The sequence below is a fragment of the Streptomyces sp. NPDC042336 genome (assembly GCF_055581985.1).
In genome coordinates, this window is the sequence record NZ_JBVJEA010000004.1 from 305,543 (window position 1) to 328,183 (window position 22,641).

The following is a 22,641-nucleotide window of genomic DNA, read 5'->3' on the forward strand; positions in this document are numbered from 1 at the left end:
GACCGGGGGACCCGGATCGCGCACGAGGAGTCCTCTTGCCAGACGAGGCCCAGCCACTGACCGCCGCAAAGCCCGAGTCCGCCTCGGCGTCCGCGGCGAAGCCCGCGCCGAGCGGGCCCCAGGCGAAGAACGACACGCGCGGACCCATCCAGGACGCCCCGGCCGCACCGGTCGACAAGCCGGCGGAGCAGCAGTCGCGCCCCAAGGCGCTGCCGGCCGAACGCCCGCAGAACGCGCCCGTGGTCCGCGCCCCAGCCGGGCAGCCCGCCCGCTCCGGCTCCTCCAACCGCGTCCGCGCCCGCCTCGCCCGCCTCGGCGTGCAGCGCGCCAACCCGTACAACCCGGTCCTGGAGCCGCTGCTGCGCATAGTGCGCGGCAACGACCCGAAGATCGAGACGGCGACCCTGCGCCAGATCGAGCGCGCCTACCAGGTCGCCGAACGCTGGCACCGCGGCCAGAAGCGCAAGAGCGGCGACCCGTACATCACGCACCCGCTCGCCGTCACTACCATCCTCGCCGAGCTGGGCATGGATCCGGCCACCCTGATGGCCGGGCTGCTGCACGACACCGTCGAGGACACCGAGTACGGCCTGGAGGACCTGCGCCGCGACTTCGGCGACGTGGTCACCCTGCTCGTCGACGGTGTCACCAAGCTGGACAAGGTCAAGTTCGGCGAGGCGGCGCAGGCCGAGACCGTGCGCAAGATGGTCGTCGCCATGGCCAAGGACCCGCGCGTCCTGGTCATCAAGCTCGCCGACCGCCTGCACAACATGCGCACCATGCGCTACCTCAAGCGCGAGAAGCAGGAGAAGAAGGCGCGCGAGACCCTGGAGATCTACGCGCCGCTCGCCCACCGGCTGGGCATGAACACCATCAAGTGGGAGCTGGAGGACCTCGCCTTCGCGATCCTCTACCCCAAGATGTACGACGAGATCGTCCGCCTGGTCGCCGAGCGCGCGCCCAAGCGCGACGAGTACCTGGCCGTCGTCACCGACGAGGTCCAGCAGGATCTGCGCGCGGCGCGCATCAAGGCGACCGTCACCGGCCGCCCCAAGCACTACTACAGCGTCTACCAGAAGATGATCGTCCGCGGCCGTGACTTCGCGGAGATCTACGACCTGGTGGGCATCCGCGTCCTGGTGGACACCGTCCGCGACTGCTACGCGGCGCTCGGCACCGTCCACGCCCGCTGGAATCCGGTTCCGGGGCGGTTCAAGGACTACATCGCGATGCCCAAGTTCAACATGTACCAGTCGCTGCACACGACGGTCATCGGGCCCGGCGGCAAGCCGGTCGAGCTGCAGATCCGCACCTTCGACATGCACCGCCGCGCGGAGTACGGCATCGCCGCGCACTGGAAGTACAAGCAGGAGGCCGTCGCGGGCGCCTCCAAGGTGCGCACGGACGCCCCCAAGTCGTCCGGCAAGAGCAAGGACGACCACCTCAACGACATGGCGTGGCTGCGGCAGCTGCTCGACTGGCAGAAGGAGACCGAGGACCCCGGCGAGTTCCTGGAGTCCCTGCGCTTCGACCTCTCCCGCAACGAGGTCTTCGTCTTCACGCCCAAGGGCGACGTCATAGCGCTCCCCGCCGGCGCCACCCCCGTGGACTTCGCGTACGCCGTCCACACCGAGGTCGGCCACCGCACCATAGGGGCACGGGTCAACGGGCGGCTGGTGCCGCTGGAGTCCACCCTGGACAACGGCGACCTGGTGGAGGTCTTCACCTCCAAGGCGGCCGGGGCGGGCCCCTCCCGCGACTGGCTGGGCTTCGTGAAGTCGCCGCGCGCCCGCAACAAGATCCGCGGCTGGTTCTCCAAGGAGCGCCGCGACGAGGCGATCGAGCAGGGCAAGGACGCCATCGTCCGCGCGATGCGCAAGCAGAACCTGCCGATCCAGCGGATCCTCACCGGCGACTCCCTGGTCACGCTCGCGCACGAGATGCGGTACTCGGACATCTCCGCGCTGTACGCGGCGATCGGCGAGGGCCATGTCTCCGCGCAGAACATCGTGCAGAAACTGGTCTCGGCGCTCGGCGGCGAGGAGGCGGCCACCGAGGAGATCGACGAGTCGGTGCCTCCGGCCCGCGGCCGTGGCCGCAAGCGCCGGACCAGTGCCGACCCGGGCGTCGTCGTCAAGGGCGTCGAGGACGTGTGGGTCAAGCTGGCCCGCTGCTGCACTCCCGTACCCGGGGACCCCATCATCGGCTTCGTCACCCGCGGCAGCGGCGTGTCCGTCCACCGCAGCGACTGTGTGAACGTGGACTCGCTGTCCCGCGAGCCCGAGCGCATCCTCGAGGTCGAGTGGGCGCCCACCCAGTCCTCCGTCTTCCTGGTCGCCATCCAGGTCGAGGCGCTGGACCGCTCCCGGCTGCTGTCGGACGTCACGCGGGTGCTGTCCGACCAGCACGTCAACATCCTCTCGGCGGCCGTCCAGACCTCCCGCGACCGCGTGGCCACCTCTCGCTTCACCTTCGAGATGGGCGACCCCAAGCACCTCGGGCACGTCCTGAAGGCCGTACGCGGCGTGGAGGGCGTCTACGACGTGTACCGGGTGACGTCGGCGCGCAGGCCGTCGTAGGAGGCCGTACAGGCGCACACACGAGAGGGGCTCCCGTACGCGCCGTACGGGAGCCCCTCTCGTGTCCGGTCCGCGACCGTCAGCCGCCGAACTCGTGCAGGCCCTTGAGCGCCTGGTCGAGGAGCGCCTGGCGGCCCTCCAGCTCACGCGCGAGCTTGTCGGCCTTGGCGTCGTTGCCCTGGGCGCGCGCCTGCTCGACCTGGGAGCGCAGCTTGTCCACGGCGGCCTGGAGCTGACCGGTCAGGCCCTCGGCACGCGCGCGTGCCTCCGGGTTGGTCCGGCGCCACTCGGCCTCCTCGGCCTCCTGGAGGGCCCGCTCGACCGCGTGCATCCGCCCCTCGACCTTCGGCCGGGCGTCGCGCGGCACGTGGCCGATGGCCTCCCAGCGCTCGTTGACCGAACGGAACGCGGCGCGGGCCGCCTTGAGGTCGGTGACCGGGACGAGCTTCTCGGCCTCCTCGGCCAGCTCCTCCTTGAGCTTCAGGTTCTCCGACTGCTCGGCGTCCCGCTCGGCGAAGACCGAGCTGCGGGCGGCGAAGAACACGTCCTGGGCACCGCGGAAACGGTTCCACAGGTCGTCCTCGTGCTCGCGCTGGGCCCGGCCCGCGGCCTTCCACTCGGACATCAGGTCGCGGTAGCGCGCGGCCGTCGGTCCCCAGTCCGTCGAGTTCGACAGCGCCTCGGCCTCGGTGACCAGCCGCTCCTTGGTCCGCCGGGCCTCCTCGCGCTGCGCGTCGAGCTGCGCGAAGTGCTGCTTGCGGCGCTTGGAGAACGCCGAGCGCGCGTGCGAGAAGCGGTGCCACAGCTCGTCGTCGGACTTGCGGTCCAGGCGCGGCAGGCCCTTCCAGGTGTCCACCAGGGACCGCAGCCGCTCACCGGCCGACCGCCACTGGTCCGAGCGCGCCAGCTCCTCGGCCTCGGCGACCAGGGCCTCCTTGGCACCGCGCGCCTCGTCGGACTGCTTGGCCCGCTGGGCCTTGCGCTCCTCACGCCGTGCCTCCACGAGCGCGACGAGCTTGTCCAGCCGGGTCCGCAGGGCCTCCAGGTCGCCGACCGCGTGGTGCGCGTCCACCTGCTCGCGCAGGTGGTCGATGGCGGCCTGGGCGTCCTTGGCCGACAGGTCGGTGGTCTTCACCCGCTTCTCGAGGAGGCCGATCTCGACAACCAGGCCTTCGTACTTGCGTTCGAAGTAGGCCAGCGCCTCCTCGGGGGAGCCTGCCTGCCAGGATCCGACGACCTTCTCGCCGTCGGCCGTACGCACGTACACGGTCCCCGTCTCATCGACGCGGCCCCACGGGTCGCTGCTCACAGCGCCTCCTCCACATGATGCCTGCGGAGGGCTTCGCTACCCCCGGGCATCGTCCACAGTTTCGTCACGGCCAACATAGGCGACCGGCGGGGGGCCTGTCCGCATCCCGCACGACCGAACTTTCGCTGATGAGGGTCAGGATTTCGTGACGGTGGCCTTGTCGATCACGACTGTCGCGTTGGGCGCTCCGTCACCCTGGCCGGTGCTCTCCCCGGCCTTCGCGATCTTCTTCAGCACGGCCATGCCCTCGTCGGAGATGGTGCCGAACGGCGTGTAGCTCGGCGGCAGCGGGCTGTCCTGGTACACGAGGAAGAACTGGCTGCCGCCGGAGTCCGGCTGTCCCGTGTTCGCCATCGCCACCGTGCCCGCCGGGTACGTGTTCGACTTGAGGCTCTTGTCCTTCAGGTTCTCGTCCGGGATGTTGTAGCCCGGACCGCCGTTGCCCTGCCCCGTCGGGTCGCCGCACTGCAGCACGAAGATGCCGTTGGTGGTGAGGCGGTGGCACGGCGTGTGATCGAAGAAGCCCTTGCCGGCCAGGAAGTTGAACGAGTTGACGGTGTGCGGTGCCGCGTCCGTCTTCAGCGCGATGCCTATGTCACCGCACGTGGTCGCCAGCTTCATCGTGTACTTCGCCGACTTGTCGACGGTCATCGCAGGTTCCTTCTTCCAGGTCTGCGTCTTGACCTTGCCCTCGGCGGGCTTCTCGCACGGGTCCGGCGCCTTGCTCGGAGCCGAGGCGCTCGGCGTGACCTCCGCACTCGCGTTCGTCTTGCTGTCGTCGTCGTCCCCCAGGACCACGCCGGTCGTGTACAGCGCGACGCTGCCGATCAGGATCACGCCGAGCACCGAAGCGATCGCGGCGTTGCGCATGCGCGCCTTGCGTCGTGCGGAGGTACGTCGCTGCTGCTGCCGCAAGAACTTCTCCCGGGCGAGCTGACGCCGCCGCTGCTCCTGGGTGACCACCGGGTTCTCTCCTCATGCGTCTTCGTGTGCCGACCGGTACGCGTGGGTGCGATGAGCCGACCGTGGGCGTGTAGCCCCGTACCGTATATGGGTTCGCTGAGGAATCGGCACCGCCGGTAGGCTCTGACCACGGGCGCGGCCGGTTCGCAAGCCCACCCTTACCGACACAAACGAAGGACGATCGTGCTCATTGCCGGGTTCCCCGCCGGTGCCTGGGGGACGAACTGCTATCTCGTCGCCCCCGCCGCCGGTGAGGAGTGCGTGATCATCGACCCGGGCCACCAGGCGGCCCCCGGAGTCGAGGAAGCGATCAGGAAGCACCGTCTCAAGCCGGTCGCCGTCGTCCTCACCCACGGCCACATCGACCACGTCGCCTCGGTCGTCCCGGTGTGCGGCGCCCACGACGTGCCGGCCTGGATCCACCCCGAGGACCGCTACATGATGAGCGACCCCGAGAAGGGCATCGGCCGCACCATCGGCATGCCGCTCATGGGCGAGCTGACCGTGGGGGAGCCGGACGACGTCAAGGAGCTGACCGACGGCGCGAAGCTGGCGCTGGCGGGCCTGGAGCTGACCGTCGCGCACGCCCCGGGCCATACGAAGGGGTCGGTGACCTTCGGCCTGCCCGAGACGGCGGACATCCCGCCGGTCATGTTCTCGGGCGACCTGCTGTTCGCCGGCTCCATCGGACGCACCGACTTCCCCGGTGGCTCCATGGACGACATGCTCGAGTCCCTGGCACGCGTGTGCCTGCCGCTCGACGACTCGACCGTGGTGCTCTCCGGACACGGCCCCCAGACGACCATCGGCCAGGAACGCGCCACCAACCCGTATCTGCGGCAGGTGGCCGCCGGCCAGGGCGCACCGGACGCGCCCCGACGAGGAATGTGACGAGACCTTCCGTGAGCACCTTCAAGGCCCCCAAGGGCACGTACGACCTGCTGCCGCCGGACTCCGCCAAGTACCTGGCCGTCCGCGAGGCGATCGCCGCCCCGCTGCGCAACTCCGGCTACGGCTACATCGAGACGCCCGGCTTCGAGAACGTCGAGCTCTTCGCGCGCGGTGTCGGCGAGTCCACCGACATCGTGACCAAGGAGATGTACGTCTTCGAGACCAAGGGCGGCGACCGGCTCGCCCTGCGCCCGGAGACCACCGCTCCGGTGCTGCGCGCGGTCCTGGAGGCCAACCTGCACAAGGCGGGCAACCTGCCGGTGAAGGTCTGGTACTCGGGCTCCCAGTACCGCTACGAGCGTCCCCAGAAGGGCCGTTACCGCCACTTCTCCCAGGTCGGCGCCGAGGCGATCGGCGCCGAGGACCCGGCCCTGGACGCCGAACTGATCATCCTGGCCGACCAGTCCTACCGCGCGCTCGGCCTGCGGGACTTCCGCATCCTGCTCAACTCCCTGGGCGACAAGGAGTGCCGCCCCGTCTACCGGGCCGCGCTCCAGGACTTCCTGCGCGGTCTCGACCTGGACGAGGACACGCTGCGCCGCGCCGAGATCAACCCGCTGCGCGTGCTGGACGACAAGCGCCCCGACGTCCAGAAGCAGCTCACCGACGCCCCGCTGCTGCGCGACTACCTGTGCGACGCCTGCAAGGCGTACCACGAGGAGGTGCGCGAGCTGATCACGGCGGCGGGCGTCGTCTTCGAGGACGACCCGAAGCTGGTCCGCGGCCTGGACTACTACACGCGCACGACGTTCGAGTTCGTCCACGACGGCCTCGGCTCCCAGTCCGCGGTGGGCGGCGGGGGCCGCTACGACGGCCTGTCCGAGATGATCGGCGGCCCCTCCCTGCCCTCGGTCGGCTGGGCCCTCGGCGTCGACCGCACCGTCCTCGCCCTGGAGGCGGAGGGCATCGAACTGGACATCCCGTCCGCCACCTCCGTCTTCGCGGTCCCGCTGGGCGAGGAGGCCCGCCGGATCCTGTTCGCCAAGGTCACCGAGCTGCGCAAGAACGGCGTCGCGGCCGACTTCTCCTACGGCGGCAAGGGACTCAAGGCCGCGATGAAGGCGGCCAACCGCTCAGGGGCCCGCTACACCCTGGTGCTGGGTGAGCGCGACCTGGCCGAGGGCGTCGTCCAGCTCAAGGACATGGAGTCCGGCGAGCAGACCGCGATCGGCGTCAACGAGATCGTCGCGGAGCTGGAGTCCCGTCTCGGCTAGGGACCGGAGCCCGGTGTCCCCTTCAGGGGTACACGTTTCGTTCGCGTGTGCCCCTGGAGAACGGGTGTTGGCCGGAACGCGCCGCTCCGGAGTGATCGCCGATCCGTTCATATGGTCATCGAACGGTGCCCATACAGGGTCGTGCGGCACAATGGCCCCTGCCCGAAGCAGGTCCCACTCCCCAGTGACGGAATCGGCGTGATGAGCAAGACGACAGTGAAGGACGTCTCCACCGTGGCAGAGTCCGCGCCGGACACCAGCACCCGCACCCCGCGCACCGAGGGCGGCAGCCGGGCCCTCGCCCTGCTGCTGGTGATCACGGGCGCGGCCGGGCTGCTCGCCGCGTGGGTCATCACGATCGACAAGCAGAAGATTCTCGAGGCCAAGATCGCCGGCACCACCTTCACGCCCGGCTGCAGCCTCAACCCGGTCGTCTCCTGCGGCAACATCATGGAGAGCGACCAGGCCTCCGTCTTCGGCTTCCCCAACCCGATGCTCGGCCTCGTCGCCTACGGCATCGTCATCTGCGTCGGCGTGAGCCTGCTCGCCCGCGCCACCTACCCGCGCTGGTACTGGCTCACCTTCAACGCGGGCTGCCTGTTCGGCGTCGCGTTCGTCTCGTGGCTGCAGTTCCAGTCCCTGTACCGGATCAACTCGCTGTGCCTGTGGTGCTGCCTGGCCTGGGTCGCCACGATCCTGATGTTCTGGTACGTGACGTCCTTCAACGTCCGCAAGGGCTTCCTGCCCGCGCCGGGCTGGCTGCGCGGGTTCTTCGGCGAGTTCACCTGGGTCCTGCCGGTGCTGCACATCGGCATCATCGGCATGATGATCCTCACCCGCTGGTGGGACTTCTGGACCAGCTGACGGGCGGCTCGCTTGTCAGTGCGGTCATTTAGGGTTCAGAGCGTGGAGCCCGATCTGTTCACCGCCGCAGCCGAAGAACGCCAGGAGAAGGACCCGACCGGCAGCCCCCTCGCCGTGCGGATGCGCCCACGCACCCTCGACGAGGTCGTCGGCCAGCAGCACCTGCTCAAGCCCGGGTCGCCGCTGCGCCGCCTGGTCGGCGAGGGCGCCTCAGGCCCGGCCGGACCGTCCTCCGTGTTCCTCTGGGGCCCGCCGGGCACCGGCAAGACCACCCTGGCGTACGTGGTCTCCAAGGCGACCAACAAGCGTTTCGTGGAGCTGTCGGCGATCACCGCGGGCGTCAAGGAGGTCCGCGCGGTCATCGACGGCGCCCGCCGCGCGGTCGGTGGGTACGGCAAGGAGACCGTCCTCTTCCTCGACGAGATCCACCGCTTCAGCAAGGCCCAGCAGGACTCCCTGCTCCCGGCCGTCGAGAACCGCTGGGTCACCCTGATCGCCGCCACCACCGAGAACCCGTACTTCTCGGTGATCTCCCCGCTGCTCTCCCGCTCCCTTCTGCTCACCCTCGAACCCCTCACCGACGACGACGTCCGGGGCCTGCTCCGCCGCGCGCTGAGCGACGAGCGCGGGCTCAAGGACGCCGTCACCCTCCCCGGGGACACCGAGGAGCACCTGCTGCGCATCGCCGGCGGTGACGCCCGCCGCGCGCTCACCGCCCTGGAGGCCGCCGCCGGGGCCGCACTGGACAAGGGTGAGACGGCGATCTCCCTGACCACGCTGGAGGAGACGGTCGACCGGGCCGCGGTGAAGTACGACCGCGACGGCGACCAGCACTACGACGTCGCCAGCGCCCTGATCAAGTCCATCCGCGGCTCCGACGTCGACGCCGCCCTGCACTACCTGGCCCGGATGATCGAGGCAGGCGAGGACCCCCGCTTCATCGCCCGGCGCCTGATGATCTCCGCCAGCGAGGACATCGGCCTGGCCGACCCCAACGCCCTGCAGATCGCCGTCGCCGCCGCCCAGGCCGTCGCCATGATCGGCTTTCCCGAGGCCGCCCTCACCCTCAGCCACGCCACCATCGCCCTGGCGCTGGCCCCCAAGTCCAACGCCGCCACCACCGCCATCGGCGCCGCCCTGGAGGACGTGCGCAAGGGCCACGCCGGCCCGGTCCCCGCCCACCTGCGCGACAGCCACTACAAGGGCGCCGGCAAGCTGGGACACGGGCAGGGGTACGTGTACCCGCACGACCTGCCCGAGGGCATCGCCGCCCAGCAGTACGCCCCGGACGAGCTGAAGGACCGGCGGTACTACACGCCGACCCGGCACGGCGCCGAGGCCCGGTACGCGGACGCGGTGGAGTGGACCCGCGGGCACCTCGGTCGCAAGCCGTCCTGAGCAGCCTGTAGAATCGCCCGGAGTGCCGAGTGCCGTGCAGTCAGAACGGGACAACCGGCCGGAACCCTTCGGGGTTCCAGGAGCGTCGCGCACCGTCGATGGTGTCGCGGGCAGCCCACCACCACCCGGACCTCCGGGACAGGTCGGTGGGCCACTCGCGTGCTGCACGTATGTGCCCAGACCAGGGGAGCGGCTGCCCGGCAGGTCCCGAGCGGACCCGGCGGGTTTCCCCGGCTGCGGATTGCGACCTCCCTCAACCCTGACAAGCCGGAAACTAGGAAAGAGACACAGTGGCGAACCAGCCCCGTCCCAAGGTCAAGAAGTCGCGTGCCCTCGGCATCGCGCTGACCCCGAAGGCCGTCAAGTACTTCGAGGCCCGCCCCTACCCGCCGGGTGAGCACGGCCGCGGCCGCAAGCAGAACTCGGACTACAAGGTCCGTCTGCTTGAGAAGCAGCGTCTGCGCGCGCAGTACGACCTCAGCGAGCGCCAGCTCGTCCGCGCCTACGAGCGTGCCTCCAAGACCAACATGAAGACCGGCGAGGCCCTGGTCATCGAGCTCGAGCGCCGTCTCGACGCGCTGGTCCTGCGTTCGGGCATCGCCCGCACCATCTACCAGGCCCGGCAGATGGTCGTCCACGGCCACATCCAGGTCAACGGCCAGAAGGTCGACAAGCCGTCCTTCCGCGTCCGCCCGGACGACGTCGTGCAGGTGCGCGAGCGCTCCAAGGAGAAGACCCTCTTCACGATCGCTCGTGAGGGTGGCTTCGCCCCCGACGGCGAGACCCCGCGCTACCTCCAGGTGAACCTCAAGGCCCTGGCGTTCCGCCTGGACCGCGAGCCGAACCGCAAGGAGATCCCGGTGATCTGCGACGAGCAGCTCGTCGTCGAGTACTACGCCCGCTGATCCCAGCCCGGCGCAGTACCACCGCGGTACCTCAGCCCGCCGTCTCCCCGCCCTTCCGGGTGGGCGAGGCGGCGGGCTTCGCCGTCCGGGCACCCGCCGCGGCCCGCCCCCCGGCCGGCGAGCGCGGCGCCGGCAGCGAGGCAGGCACCCCGGGCCGGCGCAGCGCCCGTGCCACCGCCTCCCGGCGGCCGAGCCGCGTCCCGTGCCGTACGCACTCCTCGTACCGCTCGTCGCCCAGCTGGTCCCGGGACGCCGCCTCGCACAGCTCGTGCGGGGCGTTGTAGTGCGCCGAGCCGAACAGCGGCAGCCCCACCGACGGCCACATCCGGTCCGCCGCGCCCTGCAGCACCGCCGCCTCCGCCGCGTCGCCCTCCGCCACCGTGACCAGGGCCAGCAGCTCCACCGCCAGCACCGAGCCCAGCTGGTCGCGGAAGCGGTGCGCGCTGCCCAGGCAGTCGGCCAGCAGCTCGCGGGCGCGCACCGGCTCGCCGTCGCTCCAGGCCGCGTACGCCAGCACGTACAGGGCGTATCCCCGCGCCCAGCGCTCGCCGTGGTCCTCGCACACCTGGCGCACGTCCTCGCACAGGCGCACCGCGTCCGGCAGGTCGCCCTGGAACGCTCGGGTCATCGCCAGCTCCACCTGGCCCATCAGCACGTTGCTGTTGAGTTCGCCGATCTCCCGGTAGCGGTGCAACGCGGAGCGCAGCAGCCGCTCCGCGCGCGGCATGTCGTCGGTCACCAGCGCCAGACAGCCGATGCGGTGCTCCGCGTACGCCACCGCGGTGGGGTTCGCCGAGCGCTCCGCCTCCTGGCGGCACTCCTGGAGCGCCGCCAGCGCGGGCACCGTGTCGCCCTGAAGGATCGCCACGTAGGCCAGCACCCACAGCGCCTTCAGCCGGGACTGCTCGCCCGCCGTCGGCTCCGCGTCCAGCCGCACCGCCTGCTCCAGCCAGTGCCGTCCCTCCGACAGCCGCCCGCAGCCGACCCAGTGGAACCACAGGGCGCCCGCCAGGTACTGGCCCAGGTGGGCCCCGCCCGGCTCGTCCAGGCAGTGCTCCAGGGCGCTGCGAAGATTCGGCAGCTCGGCGTCCACCCGCGCGGCGACCTCGCGCTGGCGCGGCGAGAACCACTCCAGCTCGCACCAGGTCGCCAGGCCCACGTACCAGTCCCGGTGCCGCCGACGCAGCCGGTCCGCGTCCCCCGTCGCCTCCAGCCAGTCGGCGCCGTAGGCCCGCACCGTGTCGAGCATCCGGTAGCGCACCCCGGCCGGGGACTCCTCGCGGGTCAGCACGGACTGCGCGAGCAGCGCGGAGAGCACGTCGAGCACGTCCTCGGCGGGCAGCCCCTCCCCGCTGCACACGTACTCGGCGGCCTCCAGGTCGAACGTCCCGGAGAACACCGAGAGCCGCGCCCACAGCAGCCGCTGCGGCGGGGTGCACAGCTCGTGGCTCCAGCCGATCGCCGTGCGCAGCGTCCGGTGCCGGGGCAGCGCGGTGCGGTCCCCGCCCGTCAGCAGCCGGAACCGGTCGTCGAGGCGGCGCAGCACCTGCCCCGGCGACAGCGTGTCCAGGCGCCCCGCCGCCAGCTCGATCGCCAGGGGGATCCCGTCGAGGCGCCGGCACAGCTCGCGCACCTCCCGCTGGTCCGTGTCCGGGTCGGCGGCGAAGCCGCAGGTGACGCTCCGCTGCGCGGCTCGGACCGTCAGCAGCTCCATCGCCTCCTCCGTCCCCAGCGGCGCCAGCGGAACGAGCCGTTCTCCGGCCACGCCCAGCCGCCTGCGCCCCACCGCCAGCACCCGCAGCCCCGGGGCGCGGCCGAGCAGGTCGGCCACCAGCGCCGCGCAGGCGTCCACCAGATGCTCGACCCCGTCCAGGAGCAGCAGCAGCTCCCGATCGGCCAGGTGCGCGAGCAGCGTCTCCCGGGGCAGCCGGGTCGTGTGGTCGGTGAGGCCCAGCGCCTCCACGACCGCGTAGTCGACGAACTCCTCGTCCCGTACCGGCGCCAGTTGCACCCGCCACACCCCGTCCCGGGGGAAGCGGCGCGCGGCCGCCCGCGCGGCCAGCCGGGACTTGCCGACGCCACCGGCGCCGGTGACGGTCACCAGCCGTGCCGAGTCCAGCGTCCGGGCCAGCTCCGCCAGTTGTGCCCCTCTCCCCACGAACGTGTCGAGCTCCAGCGGGAGATTGCCGTGCGGGATGCCGTCGCGCCGATGGTCTCGCATGAAACACGGAGCGTACTGAACCGTATTCACTCCGTACAATCGCTTCACCGAACTCGGCCGCACCGCGCCGCGCGCGACGGGGAATCCGGTGCGGAGCCACGCGCCCGGCGCGATAGGCTCGGTGCACGACTTTCCCGATGTTCAGGCACGTCTTTCAGGGAGCGGGTGCACACAGTGTCCGGTGGCGAGGTGGCCGGGATCCTGGTGGCCGTCTTCTGGGCGATCCTGGTCTCCTTCCTCGCCGTCGCACTGGCGAGGCTGGCCCAGACGCTCAGGACGACCACCAAGCTCGTGGCGGACGTGACCGACCAGGCCGTCCCGCTGCTGGCCGATGCCTCCGCGGCGGTGCGCAGCGCGCAGACCCAGATCGACCGGGTCGACGCGATCGCCTCCGACGTCCAGGAGGTCACCTCGAACGCCTCCGCGCTGTCCACCACCGTGGCCTCCACCTTCGGTGGCCCGCTGGTCAAGGTCGCGGCGTTCGGGTACGGCGTGCGCCGGGCACTCGGCGGTCGCAAGGAGGACATGTCCGCCCCGGCCGCCCAGGCGCGGCGTACCGTGATCGTGGGCCGTACGCTCCCGGCCGCGCGGCGGACGAAGCGGAAGAAGGGCTGACCGAGCGATGTTCCGCCGTACGTTCTGGTTCGGCACCGGCGTGGCCGCCGGTGTGTGGGCCACCACCAAGGTCAACCGGAAGCTCAAGCAGCTCACCCCCGACAGCCTCGCCGCCACCGCGGCGAACAAGGCGCTCGACGTGGGCGCCCGGGTCAAGGACCGCGCGGTGGGCTTCGCGCTCGACGTCCGCGACAACATGGCCCAGCGGGAGGCCGAACTGGACGACGCGCTGGGCCTGAACGCCCCCGTCGACCGTGAACTGCCCGCACTGAGGCACCACGCCGCCATCGAGAACAGCAAGGACCCGAAGTACGTCGTCGACGACCACGCGACGTACTCGTACAACCGGAATGAGGACCACTGATGGAGTCGGCCGAGATTCGTCGCCGCTGGTTGAGCTTCTTCGAGGAGCGCGGTCACACCGTCGTCCCTTCGGCGTCGCTCATCGCGGACGACCCGACTCTGCTCCTCGTCCCGGCCGGCATGGTGCCCTTCAAGCCCTACTTCCTTGGTGAGGTCAAGCCGCCCTTCGACCGCGCCACCAGCGTGCAGAAGTGCGTGCGCACCCCGGACATCGAAGAGGTCGGCAAGACCACCCGGCACGGCACGTTCTTCCAGATGTGCGGCAACTTCTCCTTCGGCGACTACTTCAAGGAAGGCGCCATCAAGTACGCCTGGGAGCTGCTCACCAGCCCCCAGGACAAGGGCGGTTACGGCCTCGACCCCGAGCGCCTGTGGATCACCGTCTACCAGGACGACGACGAGGCCGAGCGCATCTGGCACGACGTCGTGGGCGTCCCCTCCGAGCGCATCCAGCGCCTGGGCAAGAAGGACAACTACTGGTCCATGGGCGTCCCCGGCCCCTGCGGCCCCTGCTCCGAGATCAACTACGACCGCGGCCCCGAGTTCGGCGTCGAGGGCGGCCCCGCCGTCAACGACGAGCGGTACGTGGAGATCTGGAACCTCGTCTTCATGCAGTACGAGCGGGGCGAGGGCATCGGCAAGGAGGAGTTCGAGATCCTCGGCGAGCTGCCGAGCAAGAACATCGACACCGGCCTCGGCCTGGAACGCCTCGCCATGATTCTGCAGGGCGTGCAGAACATGTACGAGATCGACACCTCCATGGCCGTCATCAACAAGGCCACCGAACTGACCGGCGTGGCCTACGGCGACGCCCAGGCCTCGGACGTCTCCCTGCGCGTGGTCACCGACCACATGCGCACCTCCGTGATGCTCATCGGCGACGGCGTCACCCCCGGCAACGAGGGCCGCGGCTACGTGCTGCGCCGCATCATGCGCCGCGCCATCCGCAACATGCGCCTCCTCGGCGCCACCGGTCCCGTCGTCAAGGACCTGATCGACGTCGTGATCGGCATGATGGGGCAGCAGTACCCCGAGCTGATCACCGACCGCGAGCGGATCGAGAAGGTCGCCCTCGCCGAGGAGAACGCCTTCCTCAAGACGCTGAAGGCCGGCACCAACATCCTCGACACCGCCGTCAGCGACACCAAGGCGGCGGGCGGCACCGTCCTCGCCGGTGACAAGGCGTTCCTGCTCCACGACACCTGGGGCTTCCCGATCGACCTCACCCTGGAGATGGCCGCCGAGCAGGGGCTCTCCGTGGACGAGGACGGCTTCCGCCGCCTGATGAAGGAGCAGCGGGAGCGCGCCAAGGCCGACGCCCAGGCGAAGAAGACCGGTCACGCCGGTGCCGGTGCCTACCGGGAGATCGCCGACAAGGCCGGTGCCACCGACTTCGTCGGCTACACCGACACCGAGAGCGAGTCCACGATCGTCGGCATCCTCGTCGACGGCGCCTCCTCCCCGGCCGCCACCGAGGGCGACGAGGTCGAGATCGTCCTGGACCGCACCCCGTTCTACGCCGAGGGCGGCGGCCAGATCGGCGACACCGGCCGGATCCGGGTCGACACCGGCGCCGTGATCGAGGTCCGCGACTGCCAGAAGCCGGTGCCCGGCGTGTACGTCCACAAGGGCGTCGTCCAGGTCGGCGAGGTCACCGTCGGTGCCAAGGCCCAGGCCTCCATCGACGACCGCCGCCGCAAGGCCATCGCCCGCGCCCACTCGGCCACCCACCTCACCCACCAGGCGCTGCGCGACGCCCTGGGCCCGACGGCCGCCCAGGCCGGTTCCGAGAACCAGCCCGGCCGCTTCCGCTTCGACTTCGGCTCGCCGTCCGCGGTGCCGACGGCCGTGATGACCGACGTCGAGCAGAAGATCAACGAGGTGCTCGCCCGAGACCTCGACGTACGCGCCGACGTCATGGGCATCGACGAGGCCAAGAAGCAGGGCGCCATCGCCGAGTTCGGCGAGAAGTACGGCGAGCGCGTGCGCGTCGTGACCATCGGAGACTTCTCCAAGGAGCTGTGCGGCGGCACCCACGTGCACAACACCGCCCAGCTCGGCCTGGTCAAGCTGCTCGGCGAGTCGTCCATCGGCTCCGGCGTGCGCCGCATCGAGGCCCTGGTCGGCGTGGACGCCTACAACTTCCTGGCCCGCGAGCACACGGTCGTCGCCCAGCTTCAGGAGCTGGTCAAGGGCCGTCCGGAGGAGCTGCCGGAGAAGGTCTCCGCGATGCTCGGCAAGCTCAAGGACGCCGAGAAGGAGATCGAGAAGTTCCGCGCCGAGAAGGTCCTCCAGGCCGCGGGCGGTCTCGCCGACTCCGCCAAGGACGTGCGCGGCGTGGCCCTGGTGACCGGGCAGGTCCCCGACGGCACCACCGCCGACGACCTGCGCAAGCTGGTCCTCGACGTGCGCGGTCGCATCCAGGGCGGCCGGGCCGCGGTCGTGGCCCTGTTCACCACGGTGGGCGGCAAGCCCCTCACGGTCGTCGCCACCAACGAGGCCGCCCGCGAGCGCGGCCTCAAGGCCGGTGACCTGGTGCGCACCGCCGCCAAGACCCTCGGTGGCGGTGGTGGTGGCAAGCCGGACGTCGCCCAGGGCGGCGGCCAGAACCCGGCCGCCATCGGCGACGCCGTCGACGCCGTCGAGCGCCTTGTGGCGGACACCGCCAAGTGAGTACGCCGGAGAACGAACAGGCGGTCGGCCCGGCGATGCGCCGCGGCCGCCGCCTGGCCGTAGACGTCGGCGACGCCCGCATCGGGGTCGCGTCCTGCGACCCCGACGGCATCCTCGCCACGCCGGTGGAGACCGTCCCCGGCCGTGACGTCCCGGCCGCGCACCGGCGCCTCGGGCAACTGGTCGCGGAGTACGAGCCCATCGAGGTCGTCGTCGGCCTCCCGCGCTCCCTCAAGGGGGGCGAGGGCCCGGCCGCGGCCAAGGTCAGGCGCTTCGCGCAGGAGCTGGCCAAGGGCATCGCGCCCGTCCCGGTCCGGCTGGTGGACGAACGCATGACGACGGTCACCGCCAGTCAGGGACTGCGCGCCTCGGGAGTGAAGTCCAAGAAGGGCCGGTCCGTCATCGACCAGGCCGCCGCCGTGATCATCCTCCAGCAGGCCCTGGAATCCGAACGGGTGTCAGGCAGGCCACCCGGCGAGGGCGTCGAAGTGGTCATCTGATCGCGGTACGGTAACGTTCCGCGCGATGCGGAGGCATTCGAACAGCCTCCGCACAGCAAGAGGCGGAACGGTAGCGGGCCCTTCGGCAAGGGCCCCGGTCCCCGTCGCCTCGCGGCTCTAGGGGATCGATGACTGAGTATGGCCGGGGCCCAGGCTCCGAACCGTGGCATCCGGAGGACCCGTTGTACGGGGACGGCGGATGGGGCGGACAGCAGGCCCAGGCGGGTCAGCAGTCCCCCTACGGCGGCCAGCCGCAGCAGTATCCGGAGCAGCAGGCGCAGCAGCAGGAGTACGACGACTGGAGCAACGGCGGCCAGTCGTCGTACGGCGGCGGGCAGCAGCAGTACGACCAGTACGGCCGCCAGCACCCCGAGCCGCAGTACGACCAGTACGGTCAGCAGCAGTACGACCAGCAGCACTCGTACGGCGGGCAGCAGCAGTACGACCAGCAGTACGCACCCCAGGCCCAGCCGCAGCAGGGTTACGACAACGGCGGCTGGGGCAGCGGCACCCACCCCCAGGCGCAGTACCCGGCCGACCCGTCCGACCCCTACGGACAGCAGGCCGGCGGCTACGGCGCCGAGCAGCCCGACTTCTACGGCACCCCCGAGGCGTACCCGCCGCCGGAGCCGCCCACCCGCCGGCGCGCCGAGCCCGAGCCGCAGCGCACCGACTGGGACCCCGGCCCGGACGAGGGGGAGCACGCCTTCTTCGCGGGCGGGGACTCCGGCGACGATGACGCGGCGGACGACGGCCGCGGCAGCCGTGGGGAGCGCAGGAGCCGGGGCGGCGGCAAGCCCAAGAAGCGCCGCAGCGGATGCGCCTGCCTGGTGGTCTGCCTGGTGCTCGGCGGCGGTGTGGCGGGTGTCGGCTATTTCGGTTACCAGTTTTACCAGGATCGTTTCGGCGCGGCCCCGGACTTCGCGGGCGACGGCAACGGCGAGCAGGTGACCGTCACCATCCCCAAGGGGGCGGGCGGCTCCACGATCGGCCAGGAACTCAAACGCCAGGGCGTGGTGAAGAGCGTGGACGCCTTCATCGCCGCCCAGCAGAGCAATCCCCGGGGCAAGAGCATCCAGGACGGCGTGTACACGCTGCAGAAGGAGATGTCGGCCGACAGCGCGATCGAGCTCCTGCTCAACCCGAAGAGCCGCAGCAACCTGATCATCGCCGAGGGCAAGCGCAACGCCGACGTCTACAAGCTCATCGACAAACGCCTCGAGGTGAAGGACGGCACCACGGCCAAGGTCGCCAAGTCCGAGTACAAGAGCCTCGGCCTGCCCGACTGGGCGCTGAACCACAAGGACGTGAAGGACCCGCTGGAGGGCTTCCTCTACCCGTCCAGCTACTCGGCGGCCAAGGGGCAGAAGCCCGAGGACGTGCTCAAGCAGATGGTGGCACGTGCCAACGAGCAGTACGAGAAGATCGGACTGGAGGAGAAGGCGGAGGGCCTCGGTCTGAAGGGTCCCTGGGAGCTGCTCACCGTGGCGAGCCTCCTGCAGGCCGAGGGCAAGACCCACGACGACTTCCGCAAGATGTCCGAGGTCATCTACAACCGGCTCAAGACCTCCAACACCGAGACGAACCAGAAGCTCCAGTTCGACTCGACGTTCAACTACCTGATGAGGCAGAGCAAGATCCACATCAGCGAGTCCGAGATCAACACCAACCCGGACCCGTACAACACCTACTACCACCGGGGCCTGCCGCCCGGACCCATCGGCAACCCCGGCGAAGAGGCCCTGCAGGCGGCGCTCAACCCGACCGAGGACGGCTGGATCTACTTCGTGGCCACCGACGGCGTGGAGAAGACCGAGTTCGCCAAGACCCACGACGAGTTCCTGAAGCTGAAGGACAAGTTCGATGCCAGCTCCGGCGACTGACCGGCGCCGGGCCGCCGTACTCGGCTCCCCGATCGCCCACTCCCTCTCCCCGGCCCTGCACCGCGCCGCCTACGCGGAGCTGGGCCTCGCGAACTGGACGTACGACCGCTTCGACGTCGACGAGGCGGCGCTGCCGGGCTTCTTCGAGGGCCTGGGGCAGGAGTGGGCGGGGCTGTCGCTGACCATGCCGCTCAAGCGGGCGGTGATCCCGCTGCTCGACTCGGTCAGCGAGACGGCGGCCTCCGTGGACGCGGTGAACACCGTCGTCCTCACCGAGGACGGCCGCAGGAGCGGCGACAACACCGACATCCCCGGCATCGTCGCCGCCCTGCGCGAGCACGGCATCGAGAAGGCCGAGACCGCCGCGGTCCTCGGCGCCGGCGCCACCGCGTCCTCCGCGCTCGCCGCGCTGGCCCGGATCTGCACCGGCGAGATCGCCGTCTACGTGCGCAGCGCGACGCGCGCCGACGAGATGCGGGGCTGGGCGCAACGGCTGGACGTCGACGTGCGCATCGCGGACTGGGCGGACGCCGAGGAGGCGCTGCGCGCCCCGCTGGTCGTGGCCACCACCCCGGCCGGCGCCACCGACGCCCTGGCCGCCGCCGTCCCCGAGCGGCCCGCCACTCTCTTCGACGTGCTCTACGACCCCTGGCCCACCGCGCTCGCCGCCCGCTGGTCGGCGTACGGCGGTGCCGTCGTCAGCGGCCTCGACCTGCTGCTCCACCAGGCGGTGCTCCAGGTGGAGCAGATGACCGGCCGGGCTCCCGCCCCGCTGGCCGCGATGCGGAAAGCGGGGGAGCGGGCGCTCGCGGATCGCTAGTATCCCTCCGGTTCCGCAGGCGGGCGGAACGGCAGGGGAGGACGATCCATGTACACAGGCGTGCCGCTGGCCTCCGCCAAGACCCAGGTCTTCGAGGCGGTCCTGGGCTTCCTGCCCGACTGGGCGCAGATCACGGTGCTCGCCCTGATCGTGCTCGCGGTCGTCGCGAGCTGGGTGGTCAAGGCTCGGCGCGGGATCGTCCGGCGGCGCGCGAGCCGCGCGGGGCGGGTACCGCCGGGAGCGGCGCGGTACGGGCAGGGCACCGGCGCCGGCCACCTGGGACCCTACGCGCCGTCGCGGTCGGGGGAGAGCGGCGCGGACTTCCTCGGCCCCTACGCCCCGGCGCCGCGGCAGGAGAGCGGCGCGGACTTCCTCGGTTCCCGCGCTCCCTCGCCGTGGCAGGGCACCCCTCCCTCCTGACGCCGCCGGAGTCCGCCGGTCCGTCCGTCAAGTGGACCGGCGACCGGCGCCGGCGGCCGGACATGGGAGGATCGGAGGCGGCGGACCGGGGCCGCGCACCCGGTCGGACCGTCGCGTACGCGCAGCAGACGCGTACGCGGGGCATACCGGGGCGCGAGCATTGAGGAGCACCGTTGAGCAGGTTGCGCTGGCTGACCGCGGGGGAGTCCCACGGACCCGCACTCGTCGCGACGCTGGAGGGACTGCCCGCCGGCGTCCCGATCACCACCGAGATGGTGGCGGACCACCTGGCGAGGCGGCGGCTCGGCTACGGTCGCGGTGCGCGGATGAAGTTCGAGCGTGACGAGGTCACCTTCCTCGGCGGCGTCCGGCACGGTCTGACCATGGGCTCCCCGGTCGCCGTCATGGTCGGCAACACCGAGTGGCCCAAGTGGGAGCAGGTCATGGCGGCCGACCCGGTGGACCCGGAGGTGCTGGCCGGCCTCGCGCGCAACGCCCCGCTGACCCGGCCCCGCCCCGGTCACGCGGACCTCGCCGGCATGCAGAAGTACGGCTTCGACGAGGCCCGGCCGATCCTGGAGCGTGCCTCGGCCCGGGAGACGGCGGCCCGTGTCGCGCTGGGCGCGGTGGCCCGGTCGTACCTGAAGGAGACGGCCGGCGTCGAGATCGTCAGCCACGTCGTCGAGCTGGCCTCGGTGAAGGCCCCGCGCGGTGTGTACCCGACGCCGGCCGACGTGGAGAGGCTGGACGCCGACCCGGTGCGCTGCCTGGACGCGGACGCGTCGAAGGCGATGGTCGCCGAGATCGACCAAGCCCACAAGGACGGCGACACGCTCGGCGGTGTCGTCGAGATCCTCGCCTACGGCGTGCCGGTGGGCCTCGGCTCGCACGTCCACTGGGACCGCAAGCTCGACGCCCGCCTCGCGGGTGCCCTCATGGGCATCCAGGCGATCAAGGGCGTCGAACTGGGCGACGGCTTCGAGCTGGCCCGCGTGCCCGGTTCGCAGGCGCACGACGAGATCGTGGGCACGGCGGAGGGCATCCGCCGGGTCTCCGGCCGCTCCGGCGGCACCGAGGGCGGCCTCACCACCGGTGAGCTGCTGCGGGTGCGCGCCGCGATGAAGCCGATCGCGACCGTCCCGCGCGCCCTGCAGACCGTGGACGTGACCACGGGCGAGGCCGCGCAGGCCCACCACCAGCGCTCCGACGTGTCCGCCGTGCCGGCCGCCGGAATCGTCGCCGAGGCCATGGTGGCCCTGGTCCTCGCCGACGCGGTGGCGGAGAAGTTCGGCGGCGACAGCGTGACCGAGACCCGCCGCAACGTGCGGTCCTACCTCGACAACCTGGCCATCCGATGAGCGCGCCGCTGATCGTCCTGGTCGGACCGATGGGGGTCGGCAAGTCCACCGTCGGGCGGTTGCTCGCCGAGCGGCTGGGCACGGGGTACCGGGACACCGACGAGGACATCGTCACCGCCCAGGGGCGGACCATCGCGGAGATCTTCGTGGACGAGGGCGAGGCCGCCTTCCGGGCCCTGGAGAAGGAGGCCGTGCGCAGCGCGCTCGGCGAGCACGACGGGGTCCTCGCCCTCGGTGGCGGCGCGGTCCTGGACGCCGACACCCGTGCGCTGCTCGCCGGGCAGCGGGTCGTCTACCTCTCGATGGACGTCGAGGAGGCGGTCAAGCGCACCGGCCTGAACACGGCGCGTCCGCTGCTCGCGGTCAACCCCCGCAAGCAGTGGCGCGAGCTGATGGAGGCCCGTCGGCACCTCTACGAGGAGGTCGCCACGGCCGTCGTGACCACGGACGGCCGTACGCCGGAAGAAGTCACCCAAGTCGCCCTGGACGCAGTGGAGTTGAAGGAAGCATGAGCGAAGCAGTCACTCGGGTCCAGGTCGCCGGCACCGCGGGGTCCGACCCCTACGAGGTCCTGGTGGGCCGTCAGCTCCTGGGCGAACTGGGCGGCCTGATCGGCGCCAGGGCGAAGCGGGTCGCGGTGATCCACCCCGAGGCGCTCGCGGAGACCGGTGAGGCCCTGCGCGCCGACCTCGCCGAGCAGGGCTACGAGGCGATCGCCATCCAGGTGCCCAACGCGGAGGAGGCCAAGACCGCCGAGGTCGCCGCCTACTGCTGGAAGGCGCTCGGCCAGTCCGGGTTCACCCGTACCGACGTCATCGTCGGGGTGGGCGGCGGTGCCAGCACCGACCTGGCCGGATTCGTGGCCGCGACCTGGCTGCGCGGGGTGCGCTGGATCGCCGTCCCCACCACGGTGCTGGCCATGGTGGACGCCGCCGTCGGCGGCAAGACCGGCATCAACACCGCCGAGGGCAAGAACCTCGTCGGCTCCTTCCACCCGCCCGCCGGTGTCCTGTGCGACCTGGCCGCCCTGGACTCGCTGCCGGTCAACGACTACGTCTCCGGCCTCGCCGAGGTCATCAAGGCCGGCTTCATCGCCGACCCGGTGATCCTGGACCTGATCGAGTCCGACCCGCAGGCCGCGCGCACCCCGGCCGGACCGCACACCGCCGAGCTGATCGTGCGCTCCATCAAGGTCAAGGCCGAGGTCGTCTCCTCCGACCTCAAGGAAGCGGGCCTCAGGGAGATCCTCAACTACGGCCACACCCTCGGCCACGCCATCGAGAAGAACGAGCGCTACAAGTGGCGCCACGGCGCCGCCGTATCGGTCGGCATGATGTTCGCGGCCGAACTCGGCCGCCTCGCGGGCCGCCTGGACGACGCCACCGCGGACCGCCACCGCAGCATCCTCGAAGCGGTCGGCCTCCCGCTGCACTACCGCCACGACCAGTGGCCCAAGCTGGTCGAGAACATGAAGGTCGACAAGAAGTCGCGCGGCGACATGCTGCGCTTCATCGTCCTGGACGGCCTCGCCAAGCCCACCGTGCTGGAGGGCCCCGACCCGGCCGTCCTCCTCGCCGCCTACGGCGAGGTGGGCGAGTAGTACCC

General features: G+C 71.2%; 19 protein-coding genes. 16 read left to right on the forward strand and 3 right to left on the reverse strand.

What is annotated here, in order from left to right; translation table 11 throughout:
* Window positions 1-35: 35 nt before the first annotated feature.
* Window positions 36-2,579, forward strand: coding sequence for a GTP pyrophosphokinase (gene relA / locus ACZ6IM_RS12305; RefSeq protein ID WP_052837856.1), 2,544 nt, complete (start codon window positions 36-38; stop codon window positions 2,577-2,579).
* 79 nt (window positions 2,580-2,658) lie between these two features.
* Here the strand turns inward: relA and ACZ6IM_RS12310 are convergent, their stop codons facing one another.
* Window positions 2,659-3,888, reverse strand: coding sequence for a DUF349 domain-containing protein (locus tag ACZ6IM_RS12310; protein ID WP_052837857.1), 1,230 nt, complete (start codon window positions 3,886-3,888; stop codon window positions 2,659-2,661).
* Window positions 3,889-4,023: 135 nt separating this feature from the next.
* Window positions 4,024-4,851: a peptidylprolyl isomerase gene (locus tag ACZ6IM_RS12315; protein WP_052837858.1), complete on the reverse strand. Its 828-nt coding sequence runs from the start codon at window positions 4,849-4,851 to the stop codon at window positions 4,024-4,026.
* A 183-nt stretch (window positions 4,852-5,034) separates the two neighbouring features.
* Here ACZ6IM_RS12315 and ACZ6IM_RS12320 point away from each other — a divergent pair, with 183 nt between their 5' ends.
* The 5 genes from ACZ6IM_RS12320 to rpsD all read left to right on the forward strand — a co-directional run bounded on the left by ACZ6IM_RS12320 (window position 5,035) and on the right by rpsD (window position 10,183).
* The gene (locus ACZ6IM_RS12320) at window positions 5,035-5,742 is read left to right on the forward strand and encodes an MBL fold metallo-hydrolase (RefSeq protein WP_052837859.1); all 708 of its coding nucleotides are present in this window, start codon (window positions 5,035-5,037) and stop codon (window positions 5,740-5,742) included.
* An 11-nt stretch (window positions 5,743-5,753) separates the two neighbouring features.
* Window positions 5,754-7,016, forward strand: a complete 1,263-nt coding sequence (gene hisS, locus ACZ6IM_RS12325) for a histidine--tRNA ligase (RefSeq protein ID WP_052837860.1) — start codon at window positions 5,754-5,756, stop codon at window positions 7,014-7,016.
* A gap of 201 nt (window positions 7,017-7,217) precedes the next feature.
* The gene (locus ACZ6IM_RS12330; RefSeq protein ID WP_052837861.1) at window positions 7,218-7,880 is read left to right on the forward strand and encodes a vitamin K epoxide reductase family protein; all 663 of its coding nucleotides are present in this window, start codon (window positions 7,218-7,220) and stop codon (window positions 7,878-7,880) included.
* 42 nt (window positions 7,881-7,922) lie between these two features.
* The gene (locus tag ACZ6IM_RS12335) at window positions 7,923-9,278 is read left to right on the forward strand and encodes a replication-associated recombination protein A (RefSeq protein WP_052837862.1); all 1,356 of its coding nucleotides are present in this window, start codon (window positions 7,923-7,925) and stop codon (window positions 9,276-9,278) included.
* A 290-nt stretch (window positions 9,279-9,568) separates the two neighbouring features.
* Window positions 9,569-10,183 (forward strand): 30S ribosomal protein S4, encoded by a 615-nt coding sequence (gene rpsD / locus ACZ6IM_RS12340; RefSeq protein ID WP_003977321.1) that lies wholly within the window; start codon window positions 9,569-9,571, stop codon window positions 10,181-10,183.
* Between the two features lie 31 nt (window positions 10,184-10,214).
* On the opposite strand, the gene ACZ6IM_RS12345 is transcribed toward rpsD, so the two are convergent.
* Complete coding sequence (locus tag ACZ6IM_RS12345; protein WP_052837863.1) at window positions 10,215-12,404, reverse strand: ATP-binding protein; 2,190 nt, start codon at window positions 12,402-12,404, stop codon at window positions 10,215-10,217.
* A 165-nt stretch (window positions 12,405-12,569) separates the two neighbouring features.
* Between ACZ6IM_RS12345 and ACZ6IM_RS12350 the strand changes: the two genes are divergently transcribed.
* From ACZ6IM_RS12350 to aroB, 10 genes are all read left to right on the forward strand, one after another.
* Entirely contained in the window at window positions 12,570-13,019 is a 450-nt protein-coding gene (locus tag ACZ6IM_RS12350) for a DUF948 domain-containing protein (protein ID WP_076973493.1), read from the forward strand.
* Between the two features lie 7 nt (window positions 13,020-13,026).
* A complete protein-coding gene (locus ACZ6IM_RS12355; protein ID WP_052837864.1) occupies window positions 13,027-13,383 on the forward strand; it encodes a DUF6167 family protein in 357 nt (118 codons plus the stop codon).
* On the forward strand, window positions 13,383-16,055 hold the full coding sequence (gene alaS / locus ACZ6IM_RS12360; protein WP_469556264.1) for an alanine--tRNA ligase: 2,673 nt from the start codon (window positions 13,383-13,385) through the stop codon (window positions 16,053-16,055). Before ACZ6IM_RS12355 ends, alaS begins: the two co-directional genes overlap by 1 nt.
* 35 nt (window positions 16,056-16,090) lie before the next feature.
* Window positions 16,091-16,555: a Holliday junction resolvase RuvX gene (gene ruvX, locus ACZ6IM_RS12365; RefSeq protein WP_469556420.1), complete on the forward strand. Its 465-nt coding sequence runs from the start codon at window positions 16,091-16,093 to the stop codon at window positions 16,553-16,555.
* A 128-nt stretch (window positions 16,556-16,683) separates the two neighbouring features.
* The gene (gene mltG / locus ACZ6IM_RS12370; RefSeq protein ID WP_052837867.1) at window positions 16,684-18,438 is read left to right on the forward strand and encodes an endolytic transglycosylase MltG; all 1,755 of its coding nucleotides are present in this window, start codon (window positions 16,684-16,686) and stop codon (window positions 18,436-18,438) included.
* A complete protein-coding gene (locus ACZ6IM_RS12375) occupies window positions 18,419-19,258 on the forward strand; it encodes a shikimate dehydrogenase (RefSeq protein ID WP_052837868.1) in 840 nt (279 codons plus the stop codon). The genes mltG and ACZ6IM_RS12375 overlap by 20 nt, the downstream gene beginning before the upstream one ends.
* Window positions 19,259-19,306: 48 nt before the next feature.
* Window positions 19,307-19,678 carry a hypothetical protein gene (locus ACZ6IM_RS12380; RefSeq protein WP_469556268.1) on the forward strand — a complete coding sequence of 124 codons (372 nt, stop codon included), beginning with the start codon at window positions 19,307-19,309 and terminating at the stop codon, window positions 19,676-19,678.
* A 173-nt stretch (window positions 19,679-19,851) separates the two neighbouring features.
* A complete protein-coding gene (gene aroC, locus ACZ6IM_RS12385; protein ID WP_052837870.1) occupies window positions 19,852-21,036 on the forward strand; it encodes a chorismate synthase in 1,185 nt (394 codons plus the stop codon).
* On the forward strand, window positions 21,033-21,548 hold the full coding sequence (locus tag ACZ6IM_RS12390; protein ID WP_052837871.1) for a shikimate kinase: 516 nt from the start codon (window positions 21,033-21,035) through the stop codon (window positions 21,546-21,548). Before aroC ends, ACZ6IM_RS12390 begins: the two co-directional genes overlap by 4 nt.
* A complete protein-coding gene (gene aroB, locus ACZ6IM_RS12395) occupies window positions 21,545-22,636 on the forward strand; it encodes a 3-dehydroquinate synthase (protein ID WP_052837872.1) in 1,092 nt (363 codons plus the stop codon). The genes ACZ6IM_RS12390 and aroB overlap by 4 nt, the downstream gene beginning before the upstream one ends.
* Window positions 22,637-22,641: the final 5 nt, after the last annotated feature.